General features: G+C 59.0%; 19 protein-coding genes. 6 read left to right on the top strand and 13 right to left on the bottom strand.

From position 1 onward, the window contains the following. The first annotated feature begins 149 nt into the window (after positions 1 to 149). Positions 150 to 1,226, top strand: coding sequence for a DUF2793 domain-containing protein (locus ACR0FE_RS11860; protein ID WP_480912871.1), 1,077 nt, complete (start codon positions 150 to 152; stop codon positions 1,224 to 1,226). Between the two features lie 32 nt (positions 1,227 to 1,258). Here ACR0FE_RS11860 and fcl read toward each other — a convergent pair whose 3' ends face one another. Then, positions 1,259 to 2,236 carry a GDP-L-fucose synthase gene (gene fcl, locus ACR0FE_RS11855; protein WP_170825029.1) on the bottom strand — a complete coding sequence of 326 codons (978 nt, stop codon included), beginning with the start codon at positions 2,234 to 2,236 and terminating at the stop codon, positions 1,259 to 1,261. An 11-nt stretch (positions 2,237 to 2,247) separates the two neighbouring features. After that, positions 2,248 to 3,372 (bottom strand): GDP-mannose 4,6-dehydratase, encoded by a 1,125-nt coding sequence (gene gmd / locus ACR0FE_RS11850; RefSeq protein WP_170681223.1) that lies wholly within the window; start codon positions 3,370 to 3,372, stop codon positions 2,248 to 2,250. Between the two features lie 160 nt (positions 3,373 to 3,532). Between gmd and ACR0FE_RS11845 the strand changes: the two genes are divergently transcribed. Beyond that, the gene (locus ACR0FE_RS11845; RefSeq protein ID WP_170619394.1) at positions 3,533 to 4,837 is read left to right on the top strand and encodes a UDP-glucose dehydrogenase family protein; all 1,305 of its coding nucleotides are present in this window, start codon (positions 3,533 to 3,535) and stop codon (positions 4,835 to 4,837) included. 18 nt (positions 4,838 to 4,855) lie between these two features. On the opposite strand, the gene ACR0FE_RS11840 is transcribed toward ACR0FE_RS11845, so the two are convergent. Beyond that, entirely contained in the window at positions 4,856 to 5,680 is an 825-nt protein-coding gene (locus ACR0FE_RS11840) for a 3-methyl-2-oxobutanoate hydroxymethyltransferase (protein ID WP_480912870.1), read from the bottom strand. Positions 5,681 to 5,750: 70 nt separating this feature from the next. Further along, a complete protein-coding gene (locus ACR0FE_RS11835) occupies positions 5,751 to 6,752 on the bottom strand; it encodes a sterol desaturase family protein (RefSeq protein ID WP_480912869.1) in 1,002 nt (333 codons plus the stop codon). Positions 6,753 to 6,860: 108 nt separating this feature from the next. On the opposite strand from ACR0FE_RS11835, the gene ACR0FE_RS11830 reads away from it, so the two are divergent. Then, on the top strand, positions 6,861 to 7,751 hold the full coding sequence (locus ACR0FE_RS11830; protein WP_170807531.1) for a LysR family transcriptional regulator: 891 nt from the start codon (positions 6,861 to 6,863) through the stop codon (positions 7,749 to 7,751). Here ACR0FE_RS11830 and ACR0FE_RS11825 read toward each other — a convergent pair. The 3 genes from ACR0FE_RS11825 to ACR0FE_RS11815 are packed head-to-tail and all read right to left on the bottom strand — an operon-like array spanning position 7,724 to position 10,169. Next, entirely contained in the window at positions 7,724 to 8,803 is a 1,080-nt protein-coding gene (locus tag ACR0FE_RS11825) for a hypothetical protein (RefSeq protein ID WP_170815953.1), read from the bottom strand. The two genes, ACR0FE_RS11830 and ACR0FE_RS11825, sit on opposite strands and share 28 nt — an antisense overlap. Before the next feature lie 50 nt (positions 8,804 to 8,853). Continuing rightward, complete coding sequence (locus tag ACR0FE_RS11820; protein WP_170611403.1) at positions 8,854 to 9,600, bottom strand: hypothetical protein; 747 nt, start codon at positions 9,598 to 9,600, stop codon at positions 8,854 to 8,856. Continuing rightward, positions 9,597 to 10,169 carry an RNA polymerase sigma factor gene (locus tag ACR0FE_RS11815; RefSeq protein WP_480714123.1) on the bottom strand — a complete coding sequence of 191 codons (573 nt, stop codon included), beginning with the start codon at positions 10,167 to 10,169 and terminating at the stop codon, positions 9,597 to 9,599. The genes ACR0FE_RS11820 and ACR0FE_RS11815 overlap by 4 nt, the downstream gene beginning before the upstream one ends. A 48-nt stretch (positions 10,170 to 10,217) precedes the next feature. Between ACR0FE_RS11815 and ACR0FE_RS11810 the strand changes: the two genes are divergently transcribed. The 3 genes from ACR0FE_RS11810 to ACR0FE_RS11800 all read left to right on the top strand — a co-directional run bounded on the left by ACR0FE_RS11810 (position 10,218) and on the right by ACR0FE_RS11800 (position 14,636). Then, on the top strand, positions 10,218 to 11,156 hold the full coding sequence (locus tag ACR0FE_RS11810; RefSeq protein ID WP_480912868.1) for a c-type cytochrome: 939 nt from the start codon (positions 10,218 to 10,220) through the stop codon (positions 11,154 to 11,156). A gap of 74 nt (positions 11,157 to 11,230) precedes the next feature. After that, complete coding sequence (locus ACR0FE_RS11805; RefSeq protein ID WP_480912867.1) at positions 11,231 to 12,244, top strand: Ldh family oxidoreductase; 1,014 nt, start codon at positions 11,231 to 11,233, stop codon at positions 12,242 to 12,244. Positions 12,245 to 12,329: 85 nt separating this feature from the next. Further along, the gene (locus tag ACR0FE_RS11800) at positions 12,330 to 14,636 is read left to right on the top strand and encodes a Tex family protein (protein WP_480912866.1); all 2,307 of its coding nucleotides are present in this window, start codon (positions 12,330 to 12,332) and stop codon (positions 14,634 to 14,636) included. 378 nt (positions 14,637 to 15,014) lie between these two features. Here the strand turns inward: ACR0FE_RS11800 and ACR0FE_RS11795 are convergent, their stop codons facing one another. From ACR0FE_RS11795 to ACR0FE_RS11770, 6 genes are all read right to left on the bottom strand, one after another. Continuing rightward, complete coding sequence (locus ACR0FE_RS11795) at positions 15,015 to 15,941, bottom strand: 3-hydroxyacyl-CoA dehydrogenase NAD-binding domain-containing protein (protein WP_170611410.1); 927 nt, start codon at positions 15,939 to 15,941, stop codon at positions 15,015 to 15,017. Beyond that, positions 15,941 to 16,714, bottom strand: a complete 774-nt coding sequence (locus tag ACR0FE_RS11790) for an SDR family NAD(P)-dependent oxidoreductase (protein WP_480912865.1) — start codon at positions 16,712 to 16,714, stop codon at positions 15,941 to 15,943. Before ACR0FE_RS11790 ends, ACR0FE_RS11795 begins: the two co-directional genes overlap by 1 nt. Before the next feature lie 154 nt (positions 16,715 to 16,868). After that, a complete protein-coding gene (locus tag ACR0FE_RS11785; protein ID WP_480912864.1) occupies positions 16,869 to 17,663 on the bottom strand; it encodes an SDR family NAD(P)-dependent oxidoreductase in 795 nt (264 codons plus the stop codon). Further along, positions 17,660 to 19,195 (bottom strand): choline-sulfatase, encoded by a 1,536-nt coding sequence (gene betC, locus ACR0FE_RS11780; protein ID WP_480912863.1) that lies wholly within the window; start codon positions 19,193 to 19,195, stop codon positions 17,660 to 17,662. Before betC ends, ACR0FE_RS11785 begins: the two co-directional genes overlap by 4 nt. Then, positions 19,192 to 20,331, bottom strand: coding sequence for an aromatic ring-hydroxylating oxygenase subunit alpha (locus ACR0FE_RS11775; protein WP_480813605.1), 1,140 nt, complete (start codon positions 20,329 to 20,331; stop codon positions 19,192 to 19,194). Before ACR0FE_RS11775 ends, betC begins: the two co-directional genes overlap by 4 nt. Positions 20,332 to 20,466: 135 nt before the next feature. Further along, positions 20,467 to 21,474: a GlxA family transcriptional regulator gene (locus ACR0FE_RS11770; RefSeq protein WP_480813623.1), complete on the bottom strand. Its 1,008-nt coding sequence runs from the start codon at positions 21,472 to 21,474 to the stop codon at positions 20,467 to 20,469. Between the last annotated feature and the right edge of the window lie 40 nt (positions 21,475 to 21,514).

Raw genomic sequence — 21,514 nt, 5'->3', positions numbered from 1 at the left:
CACGCGGTTCCTGGCCCTGTGTCAGGCAACCAGCAGTTAATTAGCAAATCGTTTCGCGGGCGTTCGGCCCGGTCGGACAGGATTCATGTGTGCCACGGCAGGGTGGCGCGCAATGCAATTGTCGGACCGACAGCCACAGGAGGACGCCCGTGTCACAGACCTCACCCCGATTGGACCTGCCATTTCTTCAACCTTCGCAGGCCCAGAAACACGTCACCCATAACGAGGCCCTGCGCCGGCTGGATCTCGTGGTGCAGCTCAGCGTGGTGGCCACCAACGCGACCACGCCTCCCCCGGTTCCGGAGCAGGGCGAGGTTCATGCGCTGGGATCTACGCCAACCGATGAATGGGCGGGTCAGGCAGGTAACCTTGCAGCCTGGCTGGACAACGCCTGGCACTTCCTTTCCCTCGGCATCGGATGGCGCGCCTGGGATCAGACCGCTGGCCAGATCAGGATTTGGGACGGATCTGCCTGGATTGATCCGCCGGTGGCGACACAGAATCTGAACGGTGTCGGCATCGCCACCAGCTATGACGACACAAATCGCCTTTCAGTGCGCGGCCCTGCTACGCTGTTCAGCCATGATGGCGGCGGACATCAGGTCAAGATCAACAAGGCCGGTTCCGGTGATACCGCATCGCTTTTGTTCCAGTCCAACTGGACCGGCCATGCGGAAATGGGGTTGGCTGGAAACACAGGGTTTTCCATCAAGGTCTCTCCTGATGGGGGCAGCTGGACCGAAGCGCTGCGCCTTGATCCGACCACCGGTATCGTGGATGGCGCCGCCGTTCAGGCCAGTGCCGACGACACAACGACAGGCCGCCTGATGCGGGCGGATTACGGATATGGTCCAGGCAATTTGCTGGGGTCTGTATCCGAATCCGGGGGCGTTCCAACTGGTGCGGTGATCGAACGGGGCAGTACAGCAAATGGTGACTATGTTCGTTTTGCCGATGGAACGCAGATCTGCAACGCCGCATTGAATGCCGTTGCGTGTACCACCGCCGAAGGGACGATGTTTGCAAGCAATACAGACACCTGGACCTTCCCTGTAAGCTTCGCCCCGGGGTCGGCTCCAGTCATCAGTGGCTCAGGGGGTGCGGCATCCCGGTTTGTGGGCTTCGCTTCGCCTTCAAAAACGCAGGTGACCTACAAGGTATTGTCTGCATCCTCGGATGCAGCCACGCACGCGCCAACGGCCATTGCAATTGGTCGCTGGTTCTGAACATCAGGCTGCCCGGGCCTTAGTCCGGGCAATCACTTTGAACGCAGATCTGCGTCGTTCTGTTCAAGAAACCACGCATAAGTCTCGCGCAAACCATCCTCAAGCTCTACGCTTGCGCGCCAGCCCATATCCGCCAGGCGGGTCACATCCATTAGCTTGCGCATCGTGCCGTCGGGTTTGGACACATCCTGTGTGATCCGCCCCTCAAACCCGGTGACTTCAGCCACCAGCACCGCCAGTTCAGCAATCGAGATGTCCGAGCCGGTGCCAACATTGATGTGGCTCAGCATCGGTTGCGTGTTTGCCTCATATTTGTCGCGCGGCAGGTCGAGGACGAACAGCGACGCCTCGGCCATGTCATCCACATGCAGGAACTCGCGTCTCGGTTTTCCGGTTCCCCATATCACAACCTCGTCCAGCCCGTCGCGCTTTGCCTCGTGAAACCGCCGGATCAGGGCAGGCAGAACATGGCTGTTTTCGGGGTGGAAATTGTCCCCCGGACCATAGAGGTTCGTGGGCATGACCGAGCGGTAGTCGACACCGTGTTGACGGTTGTAGCTTTCGCACAGCTTGATCCCCGCGATCTTGGCAATCGCATACGGTTCGTTTGTCGGCTCTAACACGCCCGTCAGCAATGCATCTTCCCGCATCGGCTGCGGAACTGCGCGTGGATAGATGCAGGAACTGCCCAGTTGCAGCAGGCTTGTGACCCCGGCCGAAAAGGCTTGATGAATCACATTGCATTCAATCATCAGGTTTTCATAAATGAAATCAGCGGGGTACGTATTGTTGGCGTGAATGCCGCCAACCTTGGCCGCCGCCAAAATGACCACATCGGGTCGTTCAACCTGCATGAATTCCCGCACAGCTGTCTGGTCCGTCAGATTGAGCTCGGCTGACGTTCGGGTCACAAGCTCAATCGCTTCACCCCCAGCCTGACGATCCTGCAACCGGCGCAGGATGGCACCGCCGACCATGCCGCGATGCCCTGCTACGTAGATCTTGCGCATGGCGTCCCCCCTCAGCCGTTTTCCAGGCTGACCGGCAGCTCGAACCCGTGCTCTTTCAACAGCGCATGGCGTTTGGCTGTTTTCAAGTCTTCCAGAACCATCTCGGCGCACATTTCCTGCACAGTCAACTCCGGCTCCCACCCGAGCTTCTGTTTCGCCTTTGACGGATCACCCAACAGCGTCTCCACCTCGGCCGGGCGGAAATAACGGGGGTTGATCCGCAGGATGACATCACCGGGCTTCAAAGCCGGCGCATCGTTGCCTTCAATGGCGGTGACCGTCGCAACCTCATCCACCCCTTCGCCCGAAAACTTCAGCGAAATGCCGAGTTCAGCCGCTGACCACTCGATGAACTGACGCACAGAATACTGCTTGCCGGTTGCAATCACGAAATCCTCGGGATTGTCCTGTTGCAACATCATCCACTGCATACGGACATAATCCTTGGCATGTCCCCAGTCGCGCAAACTGTCGATGTTGCCCATATAAAGGCAATCTTCAAGCCCCTGCGCGATGTTGGCCAGACCGCGGGTGATCTTGCGCGTCACGAAGGTTTCGCCTCGGCGTGGGCTTTCATGATTGAACAGAATTCCGTTGCAGGCATAAAGACCATAAGCCTCGCGGTAGTTCACAGTGATCCAGTAGGAATACAGCTTGGCCACCGCATAGGGCGATCTGGGGTGGAACGGCGTCGTTTCCCGCTGCGGTGTTTCCTGAACCAGACCATACAATTCCGACGTCGAGGCCTGATAGAACCGCGTCTTGTCCTCGAGCCCGAGGAACCGGATCGCTTCAAGCAGGCGCAGGGTGCCAATTGCATCCACATCGGCGGTGTATTCCGGAGCTTCAAAACTGACGGCAACATGAGACTGTGCACCAAGGTTGTAGACCTCGTCAGGCTGCACCTCCTGCATGATCCGGGTCAGATTCGAGGTGTCGCTCAGGTCCCCGTAATGCAAATGCAGCTTCGGGTTCGGTACATGCGGATCCTGATAAATATGATCGATGCGCTGCGTGTTGAAGGACGATGCCCGCCGTTTGATTCCGTGAACCTCGTAGCCCTTTTCCAGCAGAAACTCGGCCAGATACGACCCATCCTGGCCCGTGATACCGGTAATCAATGCCTTTTTGGTCATATCTGCGCCTCACAAATATCAATGTGTCAGTTTAGCGTCTCAAAAACAGCAAGAAACCATGGAATGCAAGCCAAGGTCACAGTCAGGCATTGAATCCGGCGGAAGATTCTTCGAATGTGCGGTCGCCAGACTTGGTAATTGGTAAGAAGGATTTTAACGAATGCGTATTGCAATGATCGGAACTGGCTATGTCGGTTTGGTATCCGGTGTCTGTTTCTCGGATTTTGGCCATGACGTGATCTGCGTCGACAAGGCCCGGGAAAAAATCGAGATGCTGCAGGCCGGAAAGGTTCCGATTTATGAACCGGGCCTTGATGTGCTTATGGCCAAGAACGTGGCGGCCGGCCGGCTGAGCTTTACCACTGATTTGACTGCTGCTGTCGATGGCGCGGATGCCGTTTTCATAGCTGTGGGGACACCCACCCGCCGGGGCGATGGCCACGCGGACCTGACTTATGTAATGGCCGCCGCAGAAGAGATCGCACAGGCCATAACCGGCTACACCGTTGTTGTCACCAAATCGACCGTTCCGGTCGGAACCAATCGCCGGGTGCATCAGGTCGTTTCTGCCGCAAATCCCCAAGCCGATTTCGACGTCGCCTCGAACCCCGAGTTTTTGCGCGAGGGTGCCGCAATTGACGACTTCATGCGCCCCGACCGTGTGGTTGTCGGCGTCGAAAGCGACCGCGCCGCAGACGTGATGGCCGAAATCTACCGCCCGCTCTATTTGCGCGATTTCCCGATCCTGACCACCGATCTGGAAAGCGCCGAGATGATCAAATACGCGGCGAACGCCTTTCTTGCGACCAAGATCACCTTCATGAACGAAATCGCGGGCCTGTGTGAAAAGGCGGGGGGCGACGTCAAGGAAGTTGCGCGCGGCATTGGCCTGGATGGCCGGATCGGCAACAAGTTCCTGCACGCAGGCCCCGGCTATGGCGGTTCGTGTTTTCCCAAGGACACCGCAGCGCTGGCCCGGATCGGGCAGGAGCATGCGCACCCGATGCAGATCACCGAAACCGTCATTCGCGTCAATGACGAGGTCAAGAAACGCATGATAGGCAAGATCCGGGACGCCTGTGACGACAGTTTCAACGGCAAGACCATTGCGGTTCTGGGCGTGACGTTCAAACCAAATACCGACGACATGCGGGATGCTCCGTCGCTGACCATTGTCCCTGCCCTGATCGGCGGTGGCGCAAAGGTCCGCGTTGTTGATCCTCAGGGCCGGTCCGAGGGTGAAGCACTGTTGCCCGGCGTCGAATGGTCTGACGATCCGTATACCGCGGCAAAGGATGCGGATGCGGTGGTCATCCTGACGGAATGGAACGAATTTCGCGCACTGAACCTGACGGAACTGGCCGGGACCATGAAAACCGCAAGGATGGTCGATTTGCGCAACGTCTATTCCGGCAGCACCGCGTTGAAATCCGGTTTTGATACCTATGTAGGTGTCGGGCGCTGAACGCGCCCGACTAATCCATCAGACCTTATCCAACTCTTCCTGCAGTTTTGCCATCTCACCTTCGGGCATCCCAATGGACTGCGCCGGATATGGAAAGGCTTTGGCCTGCACCTCGGATTGAAATTCCTTCAGCGCCGCGACCCGCTCGTGATACATCTGCTTGTGCAGACGGCCCAGATTGCCAAAGGCATGGGCGTGACGCGGAGGATTTTCCGCTTCACCGCAAATGTCTGCCATGAACAGGAAGATCACGTCACCCGCATTGCCCGACCCCAATGAAATCGTGACGATCGAAGTCTTGTCGTTCAGCAGGTTCAACGTGTCTTCGGCGACACATTCGATTTCGCAGGCCATCGCGCCTGCGTCCTCATAGCGCTTGAAGGTCTTGTAGATCTGCATCGCCTCATCGGCGGTACGGCCAAAGGCCCGCAATCCCCCGGCCCAATGGCTGAGCGACGGAACCAGCCCCATATGGACCTGAACCGGAATGCTTTCACGCGCCAGCATTTCCACCACGTCGTACGAGCGGTTGGTGAAATACATGTCCGCGCCCTTTTCCATACACTCGATGGCATGGCGCATGATCTCGTCATTGGTGGCGAACTGGCCCCAGTTCATGGCAGTACCGGCAAAATGGGTCGGTGCAATCTCACGCGCCATGTCCAGGTGCACATCCCACAGCGTCAGCAGGTCGATCCCCGCATCGACGCAGGCCTGTATCTCGGCCTCGTTCGCCGGGTTGCACATAGTCAAACGCTGGCCGGTTTTCTTCAGGTCCAGCAGATCCTTGACGGTATAGTTTCGCCGGGCCGGGCGGCGGCCGAAAGTATAGATGTTTTTCATGATCTTCCCTGTTTTCAGATAGCAGTTGCCGGGCCCAATAAGACCCGGCAATACCCGTTTTTCGTTTGGCTTACTCGGCTGCCCAGATCTTACGGCGGCGTTCCTTGACCATCTCGTTGCCCTGGTCGGTTCCATCATGGAAAGTATTGAACCACTCATCCCAAGGCGTTTCCCAGGTGCCGTAATTGCAGTCAAAGAACCTGTGGTGCAGCTGATGAAAAAAGTCGCCGACCAGGAATTTACCCTTGTTGCCGAACTTCACGTGCTCGAACCCGGCATGAGAGGTCGGCGCGCCAATCCCGTGGTGAAACAGCAGAAAGATGGCGTGGATCGGGTGAGACGGCAGCAGGAAGAAAATCATCGTGTCGAACATGAGAAAGAAGCTTTCGACCGGATGCATCGCCAGACCTGACCATGGTCCGGTATTGATGTTGCGGTGATGCCAGGCGTGCACCTTGGTATAAAGCGGGCCGACATGCAGCAGCCGGTGCAGCCAGTAGAAATGGAAACCTGCCCAGATCGGAATGAACACAACCATGGCAATGAACCAGATCGGGTTTCCATCAAAGGTAATCATCGTCACCCAGCCACTGGCGTAGGCATACAGAATGAAGCATTCCCAGAACGTCCAGAATGTCAGCGCCGGACCCAGGGTCCAGAACATGTTGTCCCAGACCTGGTTTTTGAAGGTAAAGACCTTGGCGCCTTTCATCATCGGGCGCATATCATAGCGGTATTCATCCTGCTGGGTGCGGAATTTCCACAAGGCCAAATGCAAGCCGCCTGCAACCACCATAAGGATGCAGAAATTGCGAAACCAGATCTCGGCCACCCAATCCCAGCTCAGCGTTTCGACCCGGGCCAGAGACGGAGTCAGATAGGTCCAAGTGATGATCGCGAAGACCAAAAGCAACGCGCGCAACGCCAGGGGATTCCAGCTTTGCAGCAGGTATCGCAAGGTGGCCAGTGGCTTCATCGGCCAGTCCCAATAGGGCGAGGTCTGAATTGGCAATTGCGGGGTATAGTTCCAGATCTTGCGCTTTGGACGCGGCTGGGGGGGTGAATCCGACATGATGTGGCTCGTCTGTTCAATTTGCTGATCGCCACCTTAGGATCTGTGAGGGAAAGCTCAGAACTTATTGTCTTGCCGGTCAGCCTAAGTTTTGCTTAGCCTGATTTCATGGCAACCCGAATTCCTTCGCTGAACTGGCTGCGCGTTTTCGAAGCAGCAGCACGTACCGAAAGCTTTTCCCGCGCGGCCGCACAGCTGAACATGTCCGCCGCCGCCGTCAGCCAGCAGGTCAAGGCGCTGGAAACCCGCCTTGGTACACCACTGTTTCACCGCCACGCCCACGCAGTGACACTGACCGAGGCAGGCCGCGCCTATCTGCCATCGGTTCAGCAATCGCTGCTGATGTTGGAAACGGCAACGACGGGGCTGTTCGGGGAAACACGGGAACAACGCCTTTATGTTCAATCCGTTCTGCTGTTTGCACATGGGGTTCTTGCCGGTGGTCTGCCCGCCTTTCAGGCGGAGCAACCTCGCATCAACTTGTCACTGTCCACAGGCAACATGATCTCGGATTTCGCAAACCAGTTTTCTGATCTGCAAATCGTGTTCGGCAATCCGGCCCTCTTGAACACCGAATGGGACGAGTTGCTGAAAGAGCGCCTTTTCCCGATCGCTCCGCCAGAGACAGCCGCGCAGATCAGAACGCCCCAGGACCTGTTCAAGTTCACCTTGATCGAGGTCTCAACACACCGCGCAAGCTGGCCGCACCTGTTCGAGGCCCTGCGCCTGCCCGCCGGTCAAGCCCGCTATTTCTTCGCCGACAATTCCCTGATGGCGGCCGAGTTGTCGGCCAGTGGCGGCGGCATTGCGCTGGCCCGCGCGCCCGCATCGGACAGGATAATGCAACTGTCGGGACTTGTCCCCTGCCTGCCCGGTATCAGTGTTCCGGGACAGGAAGCCTATCATTTGATCTATCCATCGCGCACCGCGCTGCGTCCTCCGGCTCGTGTGTTTCGCGATTGGCTGCTGGACTATAGTGCAGCCGTCCAGACGCGGTAACGTCCCTGCCCCGTGACCTCCCGGATCAAGCCGCGACGTGTGAAACGGTCGAGGTTTCTCTGAACCGCCGCACGCGAGGCTTGGGTCAGTTCCTCCGCCAAAGGTGCCGATATCATGGGCCAGGCCGTCAACGCGTCAAGCAATAGCGGAGGCGTCCGGCCGCTCAGATCCTGCGTGGCGTCACGGGCGCGCTGTTCCCACGCGCTCACACGATCCAGATGCAGCAGTGCGGCCAGAACCGCCTGCCCTGCTCCGCTCAGCCATGCCTCCAGTTTTTCTCTCGGCTCGCCAGTCCCGCGCAACGCGCCCGGGCCGGACAACGCAAGTGGAAGAAACAGTGCCCCGCCCCGCCCCATCTTCGCGGCAAGGCGCGCGGCTATGATTGCCGCCTCGGTGTCCTGTCCGATGCCCTGCGCCAGACTGCGCCATGCGTGAAACCCAACTGCTGCCTGCGTTATCGGGTGCAAACTGTCCGTGTTGCGCATGACGTCAGCCAGATCGGCCACTGCTTCGGGTACTTCTTCGACCCCCTGACCCATTCGGTCCAGAAACGCGGTCAATCCAGACTCCCACCCGCCTTCTGACGGGTCGGCACCTGTCGTCAGGCGGCGCACGGCCCAGCCCGCGCGAAACAGGGCCTGAATGTCATCGCCGGTCGAGCCCAGCCGCAAACCGGTCCACAGCGCCAGACGATCGGCGCTGATCCGGTCCCCTGTCCACCAACCCAGGTCAGACACTTCCATCAAGGCCAGACGATGGCCCCATCCTTTGGGCCCTGCCCGCAGACGCTCGTCCAACGCGCCGAAAGTGACCGCGACATCGGCCAGTTCACTGGACAACTCCGACTGCCCTGCATACCAGTCGCGAGGGTCAAACAGCAGGCGTTCCTGCGCCCGCGTTCCGGGCGTCAGATAGTCCGGAAGCGTTTCATCTTCGTCCGGAGGCAGGAACCAAAGGTCTTCGTCCTCGGACGGGTCCGCGTCATAGATACTTTGCGGGCCGAGCGGGTCGGCCTCATCATCCGGGTCAGGCAGGACGGTTCGGGGCTTCATGCCCGCTATTCTTCGGGCAAATTCGCGGGTTCACAAGGCTATTTCGCGGCTCAGCCAGCAAACAGCGCAGTCAACGTGTCCAACTGCCCACCAAGGTCAGTTTGCGCGTCGCTGCCCAGCAGCATGTAACCATAGCCACCCTGCGCCCATGTGGCCGTGGCCAACCCGCTGAGAACCGCCTGTTTTACGTCCTTATTCGGGGCCGCCGGTCCCTGCCGTATGACACAAAAGGCCAAAGGCTGCCCCTGCGCATCCGCGAATACAATCTGAATCAGAGGTTTGCCCTTGAACGACAGGACCTGCGCCCGCTTCAAATCAAGGCCCGGCAGCGCCTCGAGCGCATTACGGTTCAGGGACCGTCCAAGCTGTTCCTCGGCCTGTGCGAATTGCACATCCAGCGCGGCAGGAGAGTTGTCCAGCGTTGCAATCGTATCCGGCACGTATAGCGACTGATAGATCGCGGCCTGTTCCGCCCAGCCCATCTCGGCCGGGCGCGTTGCCCAGAACGTCGCCGACACCGCAATGACGGCAACCGAAGCCGCAATGGCAAGCAGACGCCATGAGCCAGCGACCGACCTTGCAGGTGTTGATACGTAGGTATCCGGCAAATCGACGTGCGGCGTTTGGGCAGGCATCGCCTCGAACACCTGCTTCACCACCGGTGCAAACGGGTCCAGCGCCATCAGACGTTGTTCCAATGTCGGATCATCCGCAACTGCATCTTCGATCGCGCGGGCCTCACCCGCGTCCAGGGTGCCTTCCAGATACGCCACTAGCGTCTCGTCGGAAAACTTCATTTGCCACTCCGTCGAACGACATCCGCTGCGTCTTGCTGCATCACGTTTTTCAGTTTCTGCCGGGCGTTGGAAAGCCGGCTCATGATTGTCCCTATCGGCACCTCCAACAACGCGGCAGCCTCGCGGTAGCTATAGCCTTCGACAAACACAAGCATTACCGTCTCGCGCTGCGCTTCTGGCAGTTGCATCACCTGTGTAAACACTTCAGTGGCGAAAATATTCGTTTCTGAATCGTTTCCGGGTGCAATTAAATCCGCCTCAGGCGTGACGGACAGCGCCTGCGCCTTGCGGACCGAGCGCGCTCGTACCTCATTCAGCCAGATCGAGCGGCAGATCGTCATCAGCCAACTGTCCAGCCGGTCATGCGAGGTAACCTGATGGTGCCGTTCCAACGCGCGCAGACATGTGGATTGCAGAAGGTCGTCGGCCACGTCAGATGCACCGGACAACGCCAGACCAAACCGCCAGACACGTTTCGAATGTATCTGGATCGCGCCGCGCACGGCCTGTTCGGAACTGATCTCACCACTCATCGAATAATTTGCGACCTGTGTGTGTTTGTTTTTCACGGACCGGGCCCGCCGGGTCAGGATTGACACAGACTCAGGAGGAAAGAAATGAAACTTCTGCTTAGAGCAGTCACGATTGCGTCGGCAATTGTTGCAGGCCCCGCGCTGGCGGACGGCTGGACACTGGCCCCGGAAGGCTCGCACCTGGCATTTGGCTCGATCAAGAAAGACACGGTGGGCGAGGTCAACAGCTTTACCCGTCTCAGCGGTCACGTCAGCCCGGACGGCAAGGCGGACATTAAGATCGACCTGTCTTCAGTCGAAACGAATATCGACATTCGAAATGAACGGATGATCGAATACGTGTTTCGCGAAGCCGGAAGCGCAACGCTGACGGCCCAGTTCGATATGGATGAGGTCTCGGGGCTTGGCGTGGGCGAAACCACCACCATCGATGCCGAGGCCATCTTGTCGCTGGCAGGCACGGACGTCGCGTTCGATGCCGAAATGTTCGTAGCGCGCCTGTCCGAAACTTCGGTCATGGTCTCAACCAACGATATGGTTTTCCTCAGCACGGAAGATGCAGGCGTCAACACCGGGATCGATACGCTGATGGAACTGGCGGACCTGCCGGGCATTACCCGAACCGTGCCGATCACCGCGCGACTGATCTTCAACAAGGACGACAAAAAGGCCGAGGCAGGACCCTCGGCCCCGATCACCCTCGCCGCCATCGAGGGCGACATTAAGGCTGGCAAAAAGGTCTATCGCAAATGCAAGGCCTGTCATCAGTTGCAAGAGGGCCGCCACGGGGTCGGCCCCTCGCTGCACGGGATCATCGGCGCGACAGCGGGTCGGAGCGACGGTTTCAAATACTCCGGCCCCTTGCAGACCTCTGAAATTGTCTGGACGGCAGGCGCGTTCAGCGCGTTTCTGTCCGATCCGAAAAACACCGTTCCCGGCAACCGGATGCAGTTTCCCGGACTGAAGAACCAGACAGAGATCACCGATCTCATCGCCTATCTGCAATCTGAATCGCAGGGCTGAACCGAAATCCCGCTTTTCAATCGTTGGGTTGCCACGCTATCCCTTGTGCTGAACTACCGGCACAGGGGACAGGCATGAGCGATACGGTCAAACTAAATCTGGACGAAATCCGGCAGCTAAGCCTGAGCGTACTCATAAAATCCGGGTTTGGATCAGCCCACTCAGCGGCCATCGCAGACATGCTTACCACTTGCCAGATCGATGATTGCCAGTCACACGGACTGTTTCGCCTGTTCATGTGTACCGAGACAATGCAGGCGGGCAAGATCGATGGCCATGCCGCGCCGGTTTTGGTCCCGTCAGACAACGCGATCGTTCGCGTGGATGCCCAGGGCGGCATGTCGCTGCTGGCGTTTCAGCAGGCCTTGCCGGTTCTGTTTGAAAAGACCCGGACCCACGGTATCGCCGCGATGGCGATCAATCGGTGCTTTCACTTCTCTGCGCTCTGGCCCGAAGTAGAACGCCTGTCATCGGCCGGGCTTGCCGCGATGGCAATGGTTCCCAGCCATTCGTGGGTGGCCCCCGCAGGCGGAACACGCGGCAGTCTGGGCACCAACCCGCTCGCCTTCAGCTGGCCCCGGTCAGGAAAAGATCCGTTCACCTTCGATTTCGCCACCAGCGCCTTTGCCCGCGGTGAGATCGAACTCTATAGAAGGGCAGGAAAACCGCTGCCCGAGGGCGTTGCCATCGACAAAAACGGCAATCCGACTACTGATCCTCAGGCGGCCATGGACGGTGCCATGCTGACCTTCGGCAGCTACAAGGGGTCGGCCTTGTCGATCATGATCGAGTTGCTGGCCGGTCCCCTGATCGACGACCTGACCAGTCTGGAAAGCATGGCTTTTGCCGAGGGCGCTGGCGGTGCGCCCTATCACGGCGAGATCATTCTGGCATTTGACCCCGATCAGTTCAGCGGCGGCAAAACGCAGGAAAACGACGCAAGGGCCGAACGGCTTTTTGCCGACATTCTGGATCAGGGCGCGCGGTTGCCGTCGCAGCGGCGATTTGCGGCCCGCGCCCGCAATACTGCACGCGGGTATGTCGAAATCTCCAAAAACCTGTACGACGATTTGCAGGCTTTGTTGTAACTGTAGAGGCGGGTCGTATTCACCTCTTCCCCTCTTGGGCGGCGCTGGATAAGAAGTCCTTCCAACCGTAGTTCAGGAGGCCTCATTGGACCGCATCGCCCGCACTATCGCTACCGAGATCAACGCGCGTCCCGAACAGGTGGGCGCAGCGGTCAAGCTGCTGGACGACGGGGCCACCGTGCCTTTTGTCGCCCGTTACCGGAAAGAGGCGACGGGCGGGCTGGATGATACGCAACTGCGGGTTCTGTCGGACCGCCTGACCTATCTGCGCGAACTGGATACCCGCCGCGACAGCATCCTGAACTCGATCAAGGATCAGGGAAAGCTGACCGAAGACCTGGCCAAATCCATCGCGCAAGCCGACACCAAAGCGCAGCTGGAAGACATCTATCTGCCGTATAAACCCAAACGTCGGACCAAGGCGATGATCGCCCGCGAAAACGGTCTGGAGCCGCTGGCCGATGCCATTCTGGCCGACCGTTCTGCCGACCCCGAAGCCCTGGCCCAAGGTTTTGTGAGCGATGCGGTAGCTACAACCAGGGACGCGCTGAACGGTGCCCGCGACATCATCACTGAACGCCTGACCGAGAATGCCTCGCTGCTGGGTGAGCTGCGCAGCTTCATGCAACGCGAGGCAGTGCTGAGCGCAAAGGTGATTGAAGGCAAGCAGCAGGAAGGCACGAAATTCAGCGATTACTTCGACCATTCCGAGCTGTGGTCCAAAGTGCCCTCGCATCGCGCGCTGGCAATGCTACGCGCCTCGAAAGAGGGGATCGTGACGCTGGACATCGCGCCCGAACCCGAAACCGGCGCAACACGGGCCGAAGCGATTGTGGCCGCACATCTGCAGACACGCAGCGATGGGCCGGCAGATAAATGGCTTCGCAAGGTGGCGGGCTGGACCTGGCGGGTGAAACTGTCACTGTCGATGATGGTCGAACTGATGGCGGACCTGCGCGGCCGGGCGCAGGAAGAGGCCATTCAGGTGTTCTCCCGCAACCTCAAGGACCTTCTGTTCGCGGCGCCTGCCGGCGCACGCGCAACGCTGGGCCTGGACCCCGGAATTCGTACCGGCGTAAAGGCGGCTGTGGTGGATGCAACCGGGAAAGTGGTAGCCACGGATACCTTGTATCCGTTCCAGCCCAAAAACGATCTGCGCGGGGCGCAGGCTGCAATCCTGAACCTGATCTCAGCCTACAAGATCGAACTGATTGCGATCGGCAACGGCACCGCCAGCCGCGAGACCGAGCGATTGGTAGCTGACACGCTGAACCTTTTGCCTAAGACGGTGAAGGCCCCGACAAAGGTTGTGGTCTCGGAAGCCGGTGCCTCGGTCTATTCGGCATCGGAACTGGCCGCGCGGGAGTTTCCCGACCTCGATGTGTCACTACGCGGCGCGGTGTCGATCGCCCGGCGACTGCAGGACCCCTTGGCCGAATTGGTCAAGATCGAGCCGAAATCGATCGGTGTCGGGCAGTACCAGCACGACGTCGACCAGCACCGCCTTTCCCAATCGCTTGATTCCGTGATCGAGGATGTGGTGAACGCCGTGGGCGTCGACCTGAACACGGCCTCGGCCCCGTTGCTGTCGCATGTTTCCGGTCTGGGGCCTGGGCTGGCCGAAGCGATTGTGATGCATCGCGACCTGCATGGCGCGTTTCAATCCCGCAAAGAGCTGCTGGATGTCGCCCGCCTTGGTCCGCGGGCTTTTGAACAATGTGCGGGCTTCCTGCGTATCCGCGACGGGGCCGACCCGCTGGACGCGTCCTCGGTCCACCCCGAGGCCTATGGCGTCGCGCGCCGCGTCGTGGCGGCATGTGGACGTGACATTCGGCAAATCATGGGACATGACGGCGCCCTGAAAGGTCTGCGGGCCGAGCAGTTCGTCGACGACCGCTTTGGCCTGCCGACGGTACGGGACATTTTTTCCGAGCTGGAAAAGCCCGGACGCGACCCGCGCCCAAGCTTTGTGACCGCCTCATTCACCGACGGGGTGGAAGACATCACTGATCTCAAACCCGGCATGATGCTGGAAGGGACCGTCACCAACGTTGCGGCCTTTGGGGCATTCGTCGATATCGGCGTTCATCAGGATGGGCTGGTGCATGTCAGCCAGCTGGCCGACCGGTTTGTCAAAGACCCGCACGAGATCGTCAAGACCGGTCAGGTCGTCAGGGTTCGTGTGGTGGAGGTCGACGTACCCCGCAAAAGGATCGGTCTGACCATGCGCAAGGACGGAGGCGCCTCTGCGCGTCAGGACCAAACCTCGCGCGGCGCGGGAAAGGCCAGCGGTCAACCAAAACACCGCAACACGCAGCGACCGGGCTCAGGCGGAAACGCGCAGAACGGCGCACTGGGTGACGCTCTGCGCTCTGCGCTCAAAAACCGTTAAACGTCGCTGGCCAGCGTTTCGTGACAAACTGGTCGCACTGCCATTTCGTGGGCGGGACTTGCCGTTGGTTCTGGGTCGAGTCCTGGCACTCAAATTTGATTTTTTTCGAAAATTAATGGCACGCGGAATGACGTTTGGTTTCGGAAACAGTTTCGGGTGCCAACAGACAGATCGTCCAGATATACGCGCGGGTATGATGGTGCAATCTACCAACAGGCCAGCGCAATTAATTGTTTAAAGAAGGTTTGTTATGAGGTTTCCTGTGACTTTTGCGCTTTCTGCTGGCCAGTTGTAAAACCGTTGGATTTGCCTCGACACGGCCCCGCACCTTCACCGGTTCGGCGGTCACATGACATCGGCGCGAAACGACCCGTTTCCTCAACGCATCCCCGCAATTGACTTTTGCATGGCTACAATCAACGCATCGCGTTTTTGCGACAACTCGCCCGGTGTCATGCCCCTTGCTTCGGCCTGAACGCCCTCGGTCAATTGTTGAGCGACCTGATCGGACAGATGGATCTGACCCAGATCGTCCCACCAGCCGTTGAACGTATCGGCGAAGTGATCGCAAAATGCCTTCAGCCCACCTTCACCCGCCCCAAGGTTGAACAGCATGGTCGGCCCCATGGCCGCCCACCTGAGCCCGGGACCGGCCCAGACGGCCTTGTCGACATCCTCGACAGAAGCCACACCCGAGACAACCAGACTGACGGCCTCGCGCCAAATGGCCGCCTGCAGACGGTTGGCCACGTGACCGGGCACTTCCTTGCGCAAACGGATCGTTGTTTTTCCAACGCTTTCGTAGAATCCTTGCGCCGTCTCGACCACCCCGGGGGCCGTTTTGTCGTTTCCCAACACCTCGACCAAGGGGATCAGGTGCGGCGGATTGAACGGATGGCCCAGCACAAAACGCGAGGGATCCTTCCAGCCGGGCTGCATCTGGCCCAGAGTCAGGCCGGACGCCGAACTGGCGACAATTGCACCGGGGGCCAGGGCGGGCTCGATCACGGAAAAGGTTTCATGCTTGACCGGCAGCCGCTCAGGCACGTTTTCCTGCACGAATCCGGCGCCTTCGACCGCGCTGGCCGCGTTTGTATGGAAGGTGATCGCGTCGGGCGTGCCATCTTTGGTCAACCCAAGCTCGGTCATTGTGGGCCACGCCGTTTCGATGTAGTCGCGCACCTTACGCTCAACATCGGAGGCCGGGTCGAACATCGCGACCGAACGGCCGGATGCCAGAAACAAGGCCGCCCAACTGGCGCCGATCACCCCGCCGCCAAGGCAGGCCGTGTGTTTGAACTCCATCAGAACAATCCCGGATTGAGAGGGGATGCGGCGGTCATGCCGCCATCCACAGTAAACAACTGGCCTGTGGCGAAACTCGCTTCGTCCGAGGCAAGCCAGACCGCCATGCTGGCGATGTCTTCGGGCTTGCCGAAACGGCGCATCGCATGTCGGGCAAGCGCATCCTGCCGCGCGGCCTCGGGGTTTGATGCAAGGTCGAAACCTGAATCCAACATGCCCGTTTCGATCCAGCCCGGGCAGATTGCGTTACAGCGTATACGGGGACCATGATCCACGGCAATCGACCGGGTCAGTCCATGCACAAAGGCCTTGGACGCATTGTAAAGCGCCATCGAAGGATCCGCGACCTGCCCCGAGATCGAGCCGATGTTGATGATCGACCCGCCTTGGGGCATTCGGGGGATATATGCGCGACACATATTGAACACGCCCCGGCAATTGGTCCCGATCACGGTATCCCAGTCAGCGTCGGTGCTGTCAGCCACCGTTCTTTCGACCTGAACGCCGGCATTGTTGACCAGAATATCCATCCCGTCCGTCGCAATGGCCAATTCCTCGACGGCAGCGGCGTCCGTGACGTCCAGCGGGTACCAAGTGACACAGTCTGGCAGCCCTTCGGGCCTCGGGCCACGCCCGCAGGTCGAAACCGTCGCATCCTCGCGCAGAAAGGCCTCGACAATCCCGCGCCCGATGCCTTGGCGGCCACCGGTCACAAGTGCTCTTTTTCCAGCCAGCCGCATCAGTTCGCCACCATTGCCTTGCCACGCGGACATTTTCCGACAGGCCCTAACATTGCGCTGCGCACGATCTCGGCGCCGTCCCGGTTGATATCCAGTTTAGCCGATGGAGCGGTCCGGATGATTGCACAACATCGCGATTTCCAAGCACCAAAGAAGAGGTTTCTCGTTTCGTATCCCAACGCTTCACTCATAGCTTCATCTGCTGGACCTGCGCGCTCAGCCCTCCGTCAAGAACCCAAAGCTGGCCGCTGGCATAGCGCGCCTCGTCCGATGCCAGCCAGTTGACCAGGTTGGCAATGTCGTCCGGTGTGCCATAGGTGCGCATCGGATGCACATCGCGGACCGCCTTCTGCAATTGGTCGATGGTTTTGCCGCCGCCACCCGAACCCTCGCCGGTAAAAAAGCTTTGTAGCATGGGTGTGTCGACATAGCCCGGGCAGATTGCGTTGACCCGAATACCTTCGGGCCCGTGGTCGCAGGCCATTGCCCTGGTCAGGGCGTGAACCGCGCCTTTGGTTGCGCAATAGGCCGCCAGTCCCGGGTCGGCGATGAAGCCGTCGTAGCTGCCAAAATTGATGATCGATGCCGTCGTGCCGGCGGCAGTGGCTTTTCGCATCAAGGGCAGGGCATGTTTTGACATCAGGAAGGTGCCGGTCACGTTGACGGCAAAGGACAGGTTCCATTCTTCCAGAGTGGTCTGTTCGATGGTCTTTTCGATCTCGATCCCGGCCGCGTTGACCAGAATGTCCAACTGGCCCGCGTTTTCGGCGACCTGCTCCATAGCCGCAACGGCATCCGCTTCCTGCGTGATGTCGAGTTTGACGAACACGCTGCCGTCGTCGTCATGCGTGGCCAACGATCCCTCGGGCGTCAGGTCAGCCGCATAGACCCGTGCACCTTCTCGCAGAAAACGGGCGACGATGGCGCGCCCGATGCCGCCTCGGCCGCCTGTGACCAGCGCGGTTTTGCCCTTCAGCATCATTCTTGGTTCTCCTTCAAAGGTGAAAAGCGGTATCTGGCCGCGGCTACAGTCCAGTCCATGTGATTGCGCACATATTCCTGAGAAGCGTCGCGCGGCGGATTGTAATCCCAGGCCTCACCCGCCCCGGCTTCCATCGCAGCATGAAGCGCATGACGGGATTTTTGTGTTGCGATGATATCCGCACGCAGCTTTTCACTATCCCAGCGCTGGTCAGTTTCGGCGGCGAAGGCAGCAGAATGGGCGGCATAAGCCGGATCGTCCGCGACATTCACCGTTTCCAGTGGATCAACGGACAGGTCGTAAAGTTGAGGAGGGTCGAGGTCACAATGGATGTATTTCAGCGACCCGCGCCGGATCATGAAGACCGGGTAAGGGGTCATCTCTGCACAATACTCACCGATCGCTTCGTCGACGATGTCAGCTTCGCCGCGGGCCAGCGGCATGAGTGAACGACCATCCACCGGTTCGCCAAACATCTCCGCTTGCCCCCCAGCAATTTCAACGAAAGTCGGCAGCAGGTCCAGCAGTGAACAGGCGTTGAGAGCTGTCCCTTGCGCAACACCCGGCCCGGCCATAATCAGTGGGACGCGGGCAGAATGCTCGAAGAAGTTCATCTTGTACCACAACCCCCGCTCGCCCAGCATATCCCCGTGATCGGCGGTCACGACGACGATGGTGTTGTCCAGTTCGCGTATATCTTCCAGCGCCTTCGCAATCGCCCCGACCTTGCTGTCGAAATAGCTGACATTGGCCAGATAGGCGCGGCGGGCGCGGCGCACCTCCTCATCCGTCAGAGAGACATAGCTCGCCTCGATTCCGTCCATTACCCTGCGCGAGAACGGGTCCTGTTCCTCGGGCGTCAGTGAGGTGTCCGGCATCGGAACATCCGCATCCGTATACAGGTTCCACCATTCAGGCTTGGCCACGTAGGGGTCATGGGGGTGGATGAAGCTGGTGACCAGGCAGAACGGCGCTTTGTCCCCGGCCGCCCGATCGCGGCCCCGGTCAATCAGCCAGCGGCGGGCTGCGAACTCGACCTCATCATCGTAATCGGTCTGGAACGTCGCGATGGCTTCGCCGCTTTCCTTGACCGTTTGCATATTGTGATACCACTTGTCGATCCGCTCGTCAGGGGCTTCCCAATCTGGTGTCCAGGCGAAATCGGCAGGGTAGATGTCGGTTGTAATGCGGTCCTGAAATCCGTGTTTCTGATCCGGTCCGACAAAATGCATCTTGCCTGACAGGCAGGTTCGGTATCCCAGCGCCTTAAGGTAATGTGCAAACGTCGGGACCGAAGCGCGAAACTCACTGGCATTGTCATAGGCCGCAATCCGGCTGATCAACTGCCCAGACATGAAGGCAAAGCGGGACGGCGCACACAGAGGAGAGTTGCAGTAAGCCGCATCAAACCGCATACCGCGTGCCGCCAGCGCATCGATGTTCGGTGTCCTGACCGTCGGGTGGCCGTAAGCCCCGCAGAAATGCGGGGCAAGTTGATCGGCCATGACCACAACGATGTTGGGCCGTGTCACGGCGCGGCCCTTGCGTAAGCGTCCAGAACCAGCCCATGGAAGTGATGCACCGCATGTTCGGACTTGCCCGAGCCGCTCGGGTCATGAACGATACGCCCTTGCGTGAAGGCAGGCGTACCCATCCCGCGCTGAACGCTTTCGACGATATCGATGTCTTCGCGCTGCAGAACCTCGTCGAGATAGCGGATCGCCTCCTGCTCTGCCTCGTCCGGTTCCGGAGTTTCGAGGAAGAAGTCATAGGTCTCAAGCGTGCGGTCAGGTCCCACGGGGATGATGTTCAGCACGATCATCGATGACCGGCCCGGGTAACGCATCAGGCAGGTGGTGGGCCACAACCACCAGACGGCATGAGTACGCACAGACGCATTCGACACGTCATAGGCAGAGTTTGCGCTTTTGCCTGCGTCGGCCATATGGCTGGAATAGATGCCGTAGGTTGTAACCTTATAGGTGTCCATATCCACCAGATCGCAAAAATCCTTATGCGCGGTCGGGCAGTGATAACATTCAAGAAAATTGTCGACGACGTTCTTCCAGTTCGACTTGATGTCATAGGTCAGGCGATGGCCAAAAGTCAGCTGTTCAATATCCGGGGCCCAATGGCGAATTTCCGTTTCAAGGTTGCCCGACACTTCGCGCAGGGGGCGCGCTTGGGGGTCCAGGTTGACATAAACGAAACCTGCAAATTCTTCGACTTGCACTTGATCAAGGCAAATGTCCCGGGTGCTGAACCCGGTCAGGCTTTCCGTTTCGGGCGCGCGCACCAATTGGCCGTCCAGCTTGTAAACCCAGGCGTGGTAGGGGCACATAATGCGGGTCGTTTCCCCCTCACCCGACAGCAGGTGATGCGCGCGGTGCTTGCAGACATTGTAGAATGCCCGCAATTCCCCCTCGCGGTCGCGCACGACGGCAATGGGCCGACCGGCGATTTCAACCGTCACATAAGATCCTGGCGCGCGCAGCTTTTCGACGTGACAAACCCATTGCCATGTCTTGGCAAGGATTTCATTCAAATCCACCTGATGCCAAACCGGATCAACATAGGCCTCGGCCTTCAACGAGCTTGTGTTGAATGGATCTGGACTGAAGCCATCGGAAATCCGCTGGAATTGTTCTTGGGTTGGCAGCTCGTTCATTGGTAACTCCAAGATTTCGGACCCGCGCGGTCCGGTGGACTGGCTTGCGAAGCGTATGATCCTTTGAAATCAACTCACGCTGTTGATTTTTTTCGCCTCTCAAATGACTATTTTCGCCATCCGCAGAGTTGTGCATCAAGACTGCCTGGGCTTGCGATGCATCGGCCAAGCCCGGTATTCAAACGGGACCCGCCCCTCGATCCGATCCTGACTGGGCGGCAAGCCAAACCTGTCTCTGTACGAGCGGCTGAAATGCACCGGGCTGGAAAACCCCGATGCCATTGCAATCTCGGAAATCGGCATTTCTGTTTGCGTCACAAGCCCCCGCGCCCGGTCCAGCCGGATATCGCGATAATAAAGCGCCGGAGTTTTCTTGATAAAGGTGGCAAACATCCGATCAAGTTGACGGTGCGAGACACCCGCGCGCCTACATATCTCGGGGATAGACACCGTTTCTTCCAGATGTGCCTCCATGATCTGGATCGCAGATTTCAACGTCGCCGGAACAACCGCCCCTAAAGGCTCGCTGCCTTCAGGTTGCTGCATCGAAGCGGGGCCCCGCAAGCGGTCGTGAAAAATGTATCTGGCGGCCGCGTTGGCCAGCGCGCTGCCGTGAATACCCTGCAGTATCTGCAGCGCAAAATCCACCGAAGCACTGCCGCCGCAGCACGTGATTCGGTTGCCGTCTAAAACGTAAAGGTTCTCAACCACTTCCACGCCTGGAAACAGTTCCTGAAATGCGTCGATATGTTCATAGTGAACAGTCGCCCGACGACCGGAAAGCAATCCGGCCTGCGCCAGAATGAACGCACCCGTATCCAGTGCGCCCAGCGTTACGCCACCTCGCGCCCAACCGCGCAACGTATTGCCGATCTTGGGCGTCAGATGTTTTTCCGGGGTCCAGCTGGTCGAAACGATCACGATATCCCGCTGACCTGCAGCGCTTTGATCGATCGCCTTGGTTTCAATCCCTGCACCATTGCTTGAGGTGCAATATCCACCGGATTCTGAGACAAATTCCCAACTGAAATAAGACCGTCCGTCCAGGTAATTTGCAGCACGAAACGGGTCAATAAAGCTCATGGTTGCGGACAAATTGAAATTTGGCGCAACAATCACCAACAATCGGGTTTTGCCATCCATAGTCTTCACGGTCGCGTTTTCCGGCCACAAATCTCAATCG

The sequence above is a fragment of the Ruegeria sp. K7 genome (assembly GCF_056531785.1).
This window is presented reverse-complemented; position numbering and strand designations above follow the sequence as displayed.